This is a genomic window from Microbacterium testaceum (assembly GCF_001476655.1).
Classification (GTDB): Bacteria; Actinomycetota; Actinomycetes; order Actinomycetales; family Microbacteriaceae; genus Microbacterium; species Microbacterium testaceum_C.
Window position 1 is genome coordinate 1 of the sequence record NZ_LDRT01000105.1, and the last position, 11,175, is coordinate 11,175.

Here is an 11,175-nt window from a genome sequence, read left to right on the forward strand (position 1 = left end):
TCGAGGTGGTTGGTCGGCTCGTCGAGCACGAGCACGTTGACACCGCGTGCTTGCAGCAGGGCGAGCCCGGCGCGCGTCCTCTCCCCCGGAGACAGGCCGTCCACCGGCCGCGTGACGTGGTCGGCCTTCAGACCGAACTTGGCGAGCAGCGTCCGCACCTCGCCGGCGTTCATCTCGGGCACGAAGCCCTCGAACGTCTCCGCGAGGGGCCGCTCTCCCACCAGCAGGGAGCGGGCTTGATCGATCTCGCCGATCTCGACGCTCGCGCCCCGGCTCGCGGACCCCTCATCCGGCGTCTGACGGCCCAGGATGCCACGCAGCAGCGTCGATTTCCCGGCACCGTTGGGCCCCGTGATGCCGATCCGCTCCCCGGCGTTGACCTGGAGGGAGACGGGACCGAGCGTGAAGTCCCCCTGCCGGAAGACCGCCCCGGACAGCGTCGACACGACCGAACTCGACCGCGGCGCCGAGCCGATGGTGAACTCGAGCTGCCACTCCTTGCGGGGCTCCTCGACCTCTTCGAGCCGCGCGATGCGGCTCTCCATCTGCCGCACCTTCTGCGCCTGTTTCTCGCTCGACTCCGTCGCGGCCTTGCGGCGGATCTTGTCGTTGTCGGGGGACTTCTTCATGGCATTGCGCACGCCCTGGCTCGACCACTCGCGCTGGGTTCGTGCGCGTCCGACGAGGTCGGCCTTGGTCTCGGCATACTCCTCGTATTTCTCCCGCGCCTGGCGGCGCAGGGTCGCGCGCTCCTCGAGGTACGCGTCGTACCCGCCGCCGTAGACCCGGTGCGCGTTCTGCGCGAGGTCGAGCTCGAGCACGCGGGTGACCGACCGCGCGAGGAACTCGCGGTCGTGGCTCACGAGCACCACTCCCCCGCGCAGCCCTTTCACGAAGGTCTCGAGTCTCTCCAGTCCGTCGAGGTCGAGGTCGTTCGTGGGCTCGTCGAGCAGGGCGATGTCGAAGCGCGACAGCAGCAGAGCGGCCAGACCCACCCGCGCCGCCTGACCTCCGGAGAGGCCGGTCATCTCGGCATCCGGTCCCACGTCGAGTCCGAGGTCGGCCAACACCTGCGGCATCCGATCGTCGAGGTCGGCGGCACCGCTCGCAAGCCACCGCTCGAGAGCGCTCGCGTAGGCGTCGTCGGCGCCCACGGCTATGGGGTCGCCCAGCGCCGCCGCCGTGGCATCCATCTCCCGTGTCGCCTCCGCCGCGCCCGTGCGACGCGCGATGTACGCCGAGACGGTCTCGCCCGCGACGCGCTCGTGCTCCTGCGGCAGCCATCCCACGAAGGCGTCCGCGGGTGCGAGGCTGATCGAACCGCCCTGCGGCTCGTCGACTCCGGCGAGAAGGCGCAGCAGAGTGGACTTGCCCGCACCGTTCGCGCCGACGACGCCGATCACGTCTCCGGGCGCGACCGTGAGGTCGACGCCCTCGAAGAGCGTGCGGTGCCCGTGGCCCCCGGTGAGATTCTGCGCGACGAGGGTGGCGGTCATGCCTCTAGTTTCTCAGGATGCGGGTGCGGCGCGCGTCGTCGCGATGTTCCGGTGCCGGCCCCTTGCCCTCGCTGCTCTCGCACGTGAGCCATGACCCCGCGCGCAGCGGCCGACTACGCCGACCGACGCTCACCGCGCACGCGGATGAGCCCCCGCGTAGACGTCGCGGAGCGCGTCCACCGTGACGTGCGTGTAGATCTGTGTCGTTGCGACCGAGGCGTGGCCGAGCAGCTCCTGCACGACGCGCACATCGGCCCCGCCCTGCAACAGATGAGTCGCGAAGGAGTGGCGCAGGGTGTGCGGGGAGACGTGGGCGGTGAGGCCCGCCCGCTCCGCCGCGGCCTGGATGATGAGCCACGCGCTCTGACGCGACAGCGGCGCTCCACGGACGCCCAGGAACAACCGAGGGGTGGCGCGGCCCTTCGCCGCGAGCGCCGGGCGCACACGCGTGAGATACGCCTCGATCGCCGCGCGCGCATACGAGCCCACCGGAACGACGCGCTCCTTGTCTCCTTTGCCACGCACCCGCAGCAGATCGCCGTGGGCGGTGTCGTCCACGTCGAGTTGCACGATCTCCGAGACTCGGGCGCCGGTCGCGTACAACAGCTCCAGCAACGCACGATCACGTACGGCGGCGGGGTCGACCCCCGCGACGTCGGACGAGCCGGGTGCGGGCCCCGCGGCATCCAGAAGCTGATCCACTTGGCCGATGGTCAGCGCTTTCGGCAGGCGGCGCGGCGCTTTCGGCGGCCGGAGGCGTCCGCTGGGGTCATCGTCGACACGCCCCTCGAGGACGAGGAAACGATGCAGTCCACGCACAGACGACTGGAGTCGCGCGAGTGACGACGACGCCGGCGGGGGTTGCGACGACGCGCGCTCGGCGACGAACTCCGCGACGAGCGCGGGGGTCACCTCCTCGGCCTCGGTCACCCCCCGGTGGGAGAGCCACTCGACGTACACGGTGAGGTCACGGCGGTACGCGGCCACGGTGTGGTCGGAGAGGCCGCGTTCGAGCGCGACGTGCCGGAGGTAGGTCTCGACCGCGCGCCCGAGCTCCACGTCAGGCCGAGGTGGCCTCGCGGCGCAGCACCTCGGCCGCGGCGAGCGCCCCGGTGGCCAGGATGCCGTTGCGCAGCTGCCCTGCCAGGACCCCGTCGATGACGTCGGAGAGGGGCACGCGCTCGACGCGCATGTCGGATTCCTCGTGCTCGCGCTCGTAGTCGGTCTCGACCGAACGCAGGCCGCGGGCGAGGAAGACGTGCACGACCTCGTCGTTGCCGCCGGGGGTGGTGTGCATCGAGATCAGGTGCTGCCAGCGGTCCGCTTCGAGGTCGACCTCCTCGGTCAGCTCGCGCTTGGCCGTCTCCAGAGGCGGCTCCCCCGCGACGTCGAGGAGTCCCGCCGGGATCTCCCAGTCGCGTTCCTTGATCGGGTGCCGGTACTGCTGGATGAGCACCACCCGCTCGTCGTCATCGATCGCCACGACGGCCGCGGCCCCCGGGTGCTCGACGTACTGCCGCGTCATCTCCCCGTCGCCGTACCGGACGGTGTCGGAGCGGACGTCCCAGACGGCCCCCTCGTAGACGAGGTCGGTCGAGACGATCTCGAGGGTCACGGGTTCGTCGCGCAGCTCATCCATGTCAGGCCTCCTCGACGTCGAACAGCTCGCTCGAACGGTGACGCTCGAGCGCGGCGCCGACGAGTCCGCGGAACAGCGGGTGCGGCTCGGTCGGACGCGAGCGAAGTTCGGGGTGCGCCTGGGTCGCGATGTAGTACGGGTGCACGTCGCGGGGCAGCTCCACGAACTCGACGAGGTCGAGGTCGGGGTTCAGCCCCGAGAAGACCAGCCCCGCGTCGCTGAGCTGCTGGCGGTAGGCGTTGTTCACCTCGTAGCGGTGACGGTGGCGCTCCGAGATGCGCTCCGCCCCGTACAGCTCGGCCGCGAGCGAGCCTTCGGCCAGATCCGCGGGGTACAGCCCCAGACGCATCGTGCCACCGAGGTCACCGCTTTCGAGGATGTCGACCTGCTCGGCCATGGTCGCCACGACCGGGTGCGCGGTGTCGGGATCGAACTCGCTCGAGGAGGCTCCCTCGAGGCCGGCGACGGTCCGCGCGTACTCGATGACCATGCACTGCAGGCCCAGGCAGATGCCGAGCGTGGGGATGCCCTGCTCGCGCGCGAAACGCAGAGCTCCGAGCTTTCCCTCGATACCGCGGATGCCGAAGCCGCCCGGCACGATGATGCCGTCGACGACGGAGAGGGCCTTGGCGGCTCCCTCGGGGGTCTCGCAGAGGTCGGACGGGATCCACGTGATCTTCACGTGCGTCTCCTGACCGAACCCACCGGCCTTGATCGCCTCGGTCACCGAAAGGTACGCGTCGGGGAGGTCGATGTACTTGCCGACGAGGCCGATCGTGACCTCGTGCTTGGGGTTGTGTACGGCCTGCAGCACCCGCTGCCAGCGCGACCAGTCGACGTCGGCCGCTTTGTCGATGTCGAGCGCGTCGACGATGTACGCGTCGAGGCCCTGGTCGTGCATCATCGTCGGGATGTCGTAGATGCTCGGCACGTCGATAGCGTTGACGACCGCGTCTTCGTCGACGTCGCACATGAGCGCGATCTTGCGCTTGTTCGACTCGGTGACGGGCCGGTCGCTGCGCAGCACGAGGGCATCGGGCTGGATGCCGATCGAGCGCAACGTCGCGACGGAGTGCTGGGTGGGCTTGGTCTTCTGCTCCCCCGAGGCGCCCATGAACGGCACGAGTGACACGTGCACGAAGAAGACGTTCTTGCGACCGAGCTCGTGGCGGATCTGGCGGGCCGACTCGATGAAGGGCTGCGACTCGATGTCGCCGACCGTGCCGCCGATCTCGGTGATGATGACGTCGGGCTGCGGGCTCTCGCTCGCCTGCAGGCGCATACGTCGCTTGATCTCGTCGGTGATGTGCGGGATGACCTGCACCGTGTCGCCGAGGTACTCGCCGCGGCGTTCGCGCGCGATGACCTGGGAGTAGATCTGGCCGGTGGTGACGTTAGCCGCCTGGCTCAGTTCGATGTCGAGGAAACGCTCGTAGTGCCCGATGTCGAGGTCGGTCTCGGCGCCGTCGTCGGTCACGAAGACCTCGCCGTGCTGGAACGGGTTCATCGTTCCGGGATCGACGTTCAGATACGGGTCGAGCTTCTGCATGACCACGCGCAGGCCGCGAGCGGTGAGGAGGTTGCCGAGGCTTGCCGCCGTCAGGCCCTTACCCAGGGAGGACACCACGCCTCCGGTGACGAAGATGTGCTTCGTCGTGAAGGTGTTGTTGTCTGAAATTCCCGCCGCGTCCGAAGTCTGCATCACGGGCTTCGATCCTATCAGTCGCATCTGTCCGGTGGGCTCGCGGTTGCTCTCCGCCTCGTCCCGCAGTTTGGCACCGACCTCCGACATCCACCTCACGCTGGTCGTTACGATCGCGTGTCGATCCGTCGGATCAGCCCGCTGTACGCCCGGTCTCGAGCAGTTCTCGTGCGTGCGTCAGCGCGGCGTCCGAGTCGGTCAGTCCCGAGAGCAGGCGAGCCATCTCGGCCTCCCGCTCCGCTCCTTCGAGCCGTCGGACACTGGATGCCGTGACCGCCCCGTCATTGCCCTTGACCACCGTGAGGTGGTTGCCGGCGAACGCCGCCACCTGCGCGAGGTGGGTCACGGCGATGACCTGGGACGACTCGGCGAGGCGCGCGAGACGGCGCCCGACCTCGATCGCGGCTGCGCCACCGATTCCGGCGTCCACTTCGTCGAAGACGAACGTGGGGACCGGATCCACTCCGGCGATCACCACCTCGATCGCGAGCATGACGCGACTGAGCTCACCCCCCGAGGCACCGCGCGATACGGGACGCGGATCGGCTCCGGGGTGCGGGGCGAGGAGGATCGACACCTCGTCGCGTCCATGCCCGGCCGGAGGGCCGGGCGCCACGTCGACCGTCAGACGGGCGTCGGGCAGGGCCAGCGCGTGGAGTTCCTCGGTGACCGCGGCCCCCAGACGCTCCGCCGCCTCGCGCCTCGCGGCGGTCAGCGTCTCGGCCGCCGCGTCGAGCTCGGTCGCGGCGGCATCGCGTTGCGTCTCCAGACGCTGCAGGCGGTCGCCGTCGTCGTCGAGTTCGACGAGACGCGCCGAGCCGGTCTCGAGCAGGGCGAGGGCGGCATCCACGGATCCGTGGGTGCGAGTGAGCCCTGCCAGGACGGCACGCCGCTCGTCGACGGCGGCCAGCTCGTGCGGGCCCGACTCGTCGAGGTCGGCGAGGTAGCCCGACAGCGCGACCGATGCATCGGCGGCGCGGTAACCGAGGTCGGCGACCTGTTCCCCGATCGCGGCGAGGGCGTCGTCGCTCCCGGCGATGCGCTCGAGGGCGCGCCGTGCTTCGGCGAGGAGGGTGATCACGTCGGGCGCGCCGTCCTCGTTCGACAGCGCCGCGTGGGCCGTCACCGCGGCCAGCCGCAGCTCCTCGGCGTTCGCGAGGCGCTCCGCACGGCGGGCGAGTTCTTCGTCCTCGCCGGGGGTGGGGGCGGCGGCTTCGATCTCGGCGATCGCCGCGCGCAGCTGCTCCGCCTCACGGGCGCGCTCGTCCCGGTCAGCGGTGAGCGTGGTCAGCTCGACGTCGAGCGTTCGCCAGTTCTCCCAGGCGGCGCGGTAGGCCTCCCGCGCGGTCGTGACGGTGGCGCCGCCGAAACGATCGAGCGCATCCCGCTGAGCGGATGCCGACTTCAGCCGAAGCTGATCGGATTGCCCGTGCACGACGACGAGATCATCGGCCAGGTCGGCGAGGACCCCGGCGGGGGCGGTGCGCCCGCCCACCGTGGCGCGCCCGCGTCCCTCGCTCGAGACCGTCCGTCCGAGGTACAGCTCAGCCGAACCGCCGCCGACGGGCTCGACGTCGCCGCCGGCCTCGCGCACACGCCCGGCCACGGCGCCGTCCTCGGGGACGAGCCACACACCTTCCACCGCCGCCTGCGTCGCGCCCTTGCGCACGGCGCCGGAGTCGGCACGCTGTCCCAGAAGAAGGCCCAGTCCGGTGACGACCATGGTCTTTCCCGCGCCGGTCTCGCCCGTGATCGCCGTGAACCCCCGCCCGATGGGGAGCGTGGCATCGGCGATGACTCCCAGGTCGCGAAGACGCATCTCCTCGATCATGAGGCCCCTCCCGCGGTGCCGCGCCAGCCTGTGACGGGAAGACGGAACTTGCGGACGAGCCGCTCCGTGAACGCGGCGGGGTGCAGCCGCGCGAGACGCACAGGTCGTGACGACCGGCGCACGACGACGCGCGCTCCCGGCGGAAGGTCGTGCGAACGTCGACCGTCGCACCACAGGATGCCGCTGCCGCTCGTGCGCTCGAGGACCTCGACCGCGACGCTGGCGTCGGGCCCGACCACGAGAGGCCGCGCGAACAGCGCGTGCGCGGACAGCGGAACGACCGCGATCGCCTCGACGGTCGGCCAGACCACCGGGCCCCCCGCGGAGAAGTTGTACGCGGTGGAGCCGGTGGGGGTGGCGATGACCACCCCGTCGCAGCCGAACGACGACAGAGGGCGTCCGTCGACGGCCATGACGACTTCGAGCATCCGCTCCCGGCTGGCCTTTTCGACGGTGGCCTCGTTCAACGCCCAGGTCTCGTAGATGACCCGGTCGTCGGCATCCTGGATCTTGACCGCGAGAGCCAGGCGCTCTTCGACCGTGTAGTCACGGGCGATCACGCGCCGCACGGCGTCGTCCATGTCGTCGCGCTCGATCTCGGCGAGGAAGCCGACATGGCCCATGTTGATGCCGAGGATGGGCGCGGTGCTGCCACGCACCATCTCCGCTGCGCGCAGGATCGTTCCGTCGCCGCCCAGCACGATGGCCAGCTCGACGTCGTCGACGCCCGCGTCGACACCGAGCGTCGCGACACCCTCGAGGGAAAGACGTTCGGCGAGCTCGGGCCGGTCTTCTGCCGAGACCACGGGTACCGCCCCCGCCGCGAGGACGGCGGAGATGATGCGCTCGGCGGCCTGGACGGTGTCGTCACGGCGTGCGTGGACGACGAGGAGGATTCGGCGATCGCTGGGGGTCATCGGCTTCCGGTCAGTCGGGTCACGGTGCTCTCCCATTCTGAGGGGTCGCTGCCGTGAGCGGCCGAGAACCACGCGACGTACTCCTGGTTGCCGTGGGTTCCGACGATGGGTGAGGAGATGAGGCCGTTGGTCTTGAGGCCGGCGTCCCACGCGGCCCAGAGCACGCTGTGGACCGCGTCCGAGCGAAGCGCCGGGTCGGTCACGAGTCCTCCCTTGACGGCGGTGCGCCCGACCTCGAACTGGGGTTTGACCAGGAGGACGACATCGGCGTCGGGAGCAGCCGTCTCCACCACCGCGGGAAGGACGTGGAGGAGCGAGATGAAGGAGAGATCGCCCGTGACGACCTCGGGCCGCTCGGCGACACCGGTGGCGTGTGCGAGCGAAGCAGCAGTCATGAACCGCACGTTATACCCCTCGACCGACACGACGTCCGGGTCGGAGGCGAGGGCTGTGGACAACTGGCCGTGGCCGACGTCCACCGCCATCACCGGACGCGCTCCGCGCTCCCTGAGCACTTGCGTGAATCCCCCCGTCGACGCGCCGAGGTCCACGGCGACGCGCCCGGCGACGTCGATCGCGAAGGCGTCCAGGGCCGCGAGGAGTTTGTGCGCGCCACGGCTGACGTAGTGGTCCGGGCTCGCCACCTCGATCACGCTGTCCGCGTCGACCGGAGCGGACGGCTTCACGACCGCCCGCCCATCGACGCTCACCTCTCCGGCCGCGATCAGCTGTGTCGCGTGCGACCTCGATCGAGCCAGGCCGCGGGCGGCGAGCTCGGCATCCAGTCGTGTCATACGTGCGCGGACGATGCGTCATCGGTCGGCCCGGACTCCAGGCGTCGCACCAGCTCGTCGTGCAGGGCCGCGTACGCCTCGGCCCGTGCGTCCAGCGGCTGCTCCTCGATGACGCGGAGGCGGCTGATCAGTTCGGGGTCGGCGTCGTACTCTCGGCTGTCCGACATGGATGCCATGCTACCGGCGTCACCTCACGCGGAACGGATCCGCGTAGAGCTGTTCCGGAACACGGAAGCCGAAGATCGCCCGGCCCGAGTTCCAGATCGCGGCGGCGCCGGCCCGCAGAAGGTCGATCTGCCGGGAGCCCTCGGACACGATGCGCAGGTCAACGCCGTCGATCTCGACGACGGCGTCCCCGACGCGCGTTCGCTCCCCCTTGACGATCGTCGACGGATACGGCTCGAACAACTGACGGAGATCGGCGACGATGTAGTCCGGACGCTGAGACGGAGCGGCCGCGAGCACCTGCTTCGGGCGATCGATACCGGTCAACACGAGCAGGGATGCCATCTCCGCCGCCCGCGCGCCTTGAATGTCGGTGTCGAGCCGGTCGCCGATGAACAACGGTTTCACGGCCCCCGTCCGCATCACGGCCTCATCGAAGATCGGACGCTCGGGCTTTCCCGCGATGGTGGCCAGGCGTCCGACCGCGGTGTGCACGGCGGAGACGAGGGTGCCGTTTCCCGGGGCGATTCCTCGCGCCTGTGGGATCGTCCAGTCCGTGTTCGTCGCCACCCAGGGGATGCCGCCCTCTTCCACGGGAGTCGCGAGCGCGTATGCGGCTTCCGCCAGCTGCGCCCACCCCACCTCGGGAGCGAAGCCCTGCACCACGGCAGCAGGAGAGTCGTCAGCGCTGCGGGTCACCACGAAGCCGGCCTTCTCGACCTCGACGACAAGTCCCTCGCCGCCGATGACGAGGAGCGTCGACCCCGCCGGAACGAGATCGCGCATGAGCCGCATCGCTGCCTGCGGGCTCGTCACGACGTCGTCGGCCGCGACGCGCAGCCCCAGCGAAGACAGGTGCTCCGCCACGGTGGCGTCGGTCCGCGAGGCGTTGTTGGTGATGTAGCCGAGCCGGCGCCCTTCGTCCTGAGCGCGATTGAGACTGTCGACGGCGTGCGGCAGCGCGCCCGGCCCCGCGTACACGACGCCGTCGAGGTCAGCGAGGACGACGTCGACGCCTTCGAGGGGAGACGTCTCCTGCTTACGCCCGAAGATCACCGCGGGTCCTCCGGCGCATCCGCGTCGGACTCCTGGGCAGCAGAGGCCCCGTCCGCGACGTCGACGGCAACCTCATCGACCTCCACCGCGTCGTCCACGATGTCGGCGACGGGGATGACCCCGGATGCCACATCCACAGCGCCTTCGTCATCGATCAGGTCGATCTCCTCGACGACGATGACCTCTCGGTCGGCGACGCCGGAGGCGGCGTCGAGGGCGTCCGCGGCGACCTCGGCGCGCCGCTCCCACTCCGCTGCCTCCTCGAGGCGGCCCAACTCCTCGAGAACCGCAGCGCGCGCGGAGAACAACGCAGGACTCCACTCGAAAGCCCGATCCGGATCGGCTTCAGGGATCTCGAGTTCCTGCAGGGCACGATCCGTCTGTCCGAGATCGAGGCGGGCCCCCGACATCGCGATCGCGAGTTGGACGCGTACCGGCACCGACAGCGTCGCGCGATCGACAGATCGCCCCTCCTCGAGCGCGCGGTCAGGTCGCCCGACCCCCCGTTCGCTGTCGACGATCAGCGGCAGCTGCTCATCCGAGCCGGTGATGCGACGGTGGGTGCGCAGCTCGCGCAGCGCCAGCGCGAAGTCGCCGACCGCGTAGGCCGTGATTGCCACGGTCTCGCGGACGACGCCGACCCGACCGGCGCTGCGGGACGCGGCCAGGGCATGCTGGTGAGCCAGGGCAGGGTCCTCGTCGATGAGACGTGCTGCCATGGCGAGGTGCCGAGCGACGTTCTCCGCGTTGTCCTTGCTCAGCGTCTTCAGCTCGTTGCGCGCGGCACCCGGCAGGTCCCACGCGGTGATCTCTTCGGGGATCTCCGGCCCGCGTTCCCGACGGTCCTGGGGCGGCCGCGTCGCACGAGAGTCTTCGCGGTCGAAACGTCGGGGCGCACCGGCCCCGGGCCGACGGTCACCGGTCGGGCGACGGTCGCCGGCCGAGCGACGGTCACCCCCGCCGAAACCGCGCGAAGCACCGTCGCGTCGCCCGCCGCCGGGAGCCTCACCGTCACGGCGCGGACGACCAGTGCCACGAACGTCGCGATCGAAAGAACGCTGCGGGCGCCCCTCACCGTCGCGACGGAACGGACGGTCGCCGTCGCGCGCCGAGCGACCCGCGCCCTGGCTGTCCCGACGGAACGGGCGCTCACCCTCACGTGGCGGTCGTCCCTCAGCGTCACGTCGGAACGGACGGTCGCCGTCCCGCGCAGGACGACCCGATGCCTTACCATCACGACGGAAAGGCCGATCACCCTCACGCGCAGGACGACCCGACGCCTGACCATCACGACGGAAAGGCCGATCACCCTCACGCGCAGGACGACCCGACGCCTGACCATCACGACGGTACGGGCGATCACCGTCGCGGGGCGGACGGCCGTTGCTATCGCGGCGGAAAGGGCGGTCGCCGTCACGTCGCGCAGGACGATCTCCCCGGGCGCCTCCGTCCGAGGATGATCCACGACCGGAGGCGCGACCCGCCGAGCGTCCTTCGTTGCCCTTGCGATCGTTCGCGTCGTCCGTCGACATGACAGTCCTCCTCGGGAAAATCTACCCGTAAATGCGAAATGGC

The 11,175-nt window shown here is 70.4% G+C and carries 11 protein-coding genes; all 11 read right to left on the reverse strand.

From position 1 onward, the window contains the following. The coding region (locus NS220_RS13875; protein WP_058624624.1) for an ABC-F family ATP-binding cassette domain-containing protein at positions 1-1,496 on the reverse strand (1,496 nt) is incomplete at its 3' end. Positions 1,497-1,625: 129 nt separating this feature from the next. Beyond that, a complete protein-coding gene (gene xerD, locus NS220_RS13880; protein WP_058624625.1) occupies positions 1,626-2,555 on the reverse strand; it encodes a site-specific tyrosine recombinase XerD in 930 nt (309 codons plus the stop codon). A 1-nt stretch (position 2,556) separates the two neighbouring features. Further along, the gene (locus NS220_RS13885) at positions 2,557-3,135 is read right to left on the reverse strand and encodes an NUDIX domain-containing protein (protein ID WP_058624626.1); all 579 of its coding nucleotides are present in this window, start codon (positions 3,133-3,135) and stop codon (positions 2,557-2,559) included. A 1-nt stretch (position 3,136) separates the two neighbouring features. Continuing rightward, on the reverse strand, positions 3,137-4,837 hold the full coding sequence (locus NS220_RS13890) for a CTP synthase (RefSeq protein ID WP_058624633.1): 1,701 nt from the start codon (positions 4,835-4,837) through the stop codon (positions 3,137-3,139). Positions 4,838-4,970: 133 nt separating this feature from the next. Continuing rightward, a complete protein-coding gene (gene recN, locus NS220_RS13895; protein ID WP_058624627.1) occupies positions 4,971-6,668 on the reverse strand; it encodes a DNA repair protein RecN in 1,698 nt (565 codons plus the stop codon). Then, positions 6,665-7,585, reverse strand: a complete 921-nt coding sequence (locus tag NS220_RS13900) for an NAD kinase (protein WP_058624628.1) — start codon at positions 7,583-7,585, stop codon at positions 6,665-6,667. Before NS220_RS13900 ends, recN begins: the two co-directional genes overlap by 4 nt. Beyond that, positions 7,582-8,379, reverse strand: coding sequence for a TlyA family RNA methyltransferase (locus tag NS220_RS13905; protein WP_058624629.1), 798 nt, complete (start codon positions 8,377-8,379; stop codon positions 7,582-7,584). The genes NS220_RS13900 and NS220_RS13905 overlap by 4 nt, the downstream gene beginning before the upstream one ends. Next, complete coding sequence (locus tag NS220_RS20215; RefSeq protein WP_193755376.1) at positions 8,376-8,546, reverse strand: hypothetical protein; 171 nt, start codon at positions 8,544-8,546, stop codon at positions 8,376-8,378. The genes NS220_RS13905 and NS220_RS20215 overlap by 4 nt, the downstream gene beginning before the upstream one ends. A 19-nt stretch (positions 8,547-8,565) precedes the next feature. Further along, positions 8,566-9,600, reverse strand: a complete 1,035-nt coding sequence (locus NS220_RS13915) for an HAD-IIA family hydrolase (protein WP_440589465.1) — start codon at positions 9,598-9,600, stop codon at positions 8,566-8,568. After that, a complete protein-coding gene (locus NS220_RS13920) occupies positions 9,597-10,319 on the reverse strand; it encodes a hypothetical protein (RefSeq protein ID WP_058624631.1) in 723 nt (240 codons plus the stop codon). The genes NS220_RS13915 and NS220_RS13920 overlap by 4 nt, the downstream gene beginning before the upstream one ends. Positions 10,320-10,366: 47 nt before the next feature. After that, a partial coding sequence (locus NS220_RS20420; protein ID WP_206543029.1) for a hypothetical protein occupies positions 10,367-11,175 on the reverse strand: 809 nt, incomplete at its 5' end.

Coding starts and splice junctions, on each gene's coding strand:
- NS220_RS13885 (WP_058624626.1), bottom strand. CDS start 3,135: ATGGATGAGCTGCGCGACGAACCCGTGACCCTCGAGATCGTCTCGACC.
- NS220_RS13890 (WP_058624633.1), bottom strand. CDS start 4,837: ATGCAGACTTCGGACGCGGCGGGAATTTCAGACAACAACACCTTCACG.
- recN (WP_058624627.1), bottom strand. CDS start 6,668: ATGATCGAGGAGATGCGTCTTCGCGACCTGGGAGTCATCGCCGATGCC.
- NS220_RS13900 (WP_058624628.1), bottom strand. CDS start 7,585: ATGACCCCCAGCGATCGCCGAATCCTCCTCGTCGTCCACGCACGCCGT.
- NS220_RS13905 (WP_058624629.1), bottom strand. CDS start 8,379: ATGACACGACTGGATGCCGAGCTCGCCGCCCGCGGCCTGGCTCGATCG.
- NS220_RS20215 (WP_193755376.1), bottom strand. CDS start 8,546: ATGTCGGACAGCCGAGAGTACGACGCCGACCCCGAACTGATCAGCCGC.
- NS220_RS13920 (WP_058624631.1), bottom strand. CDS start 10,319: ATGGCAGCACGTCTCATCGACGAGGACCCTGCCCTGGCTCACCAGCAT.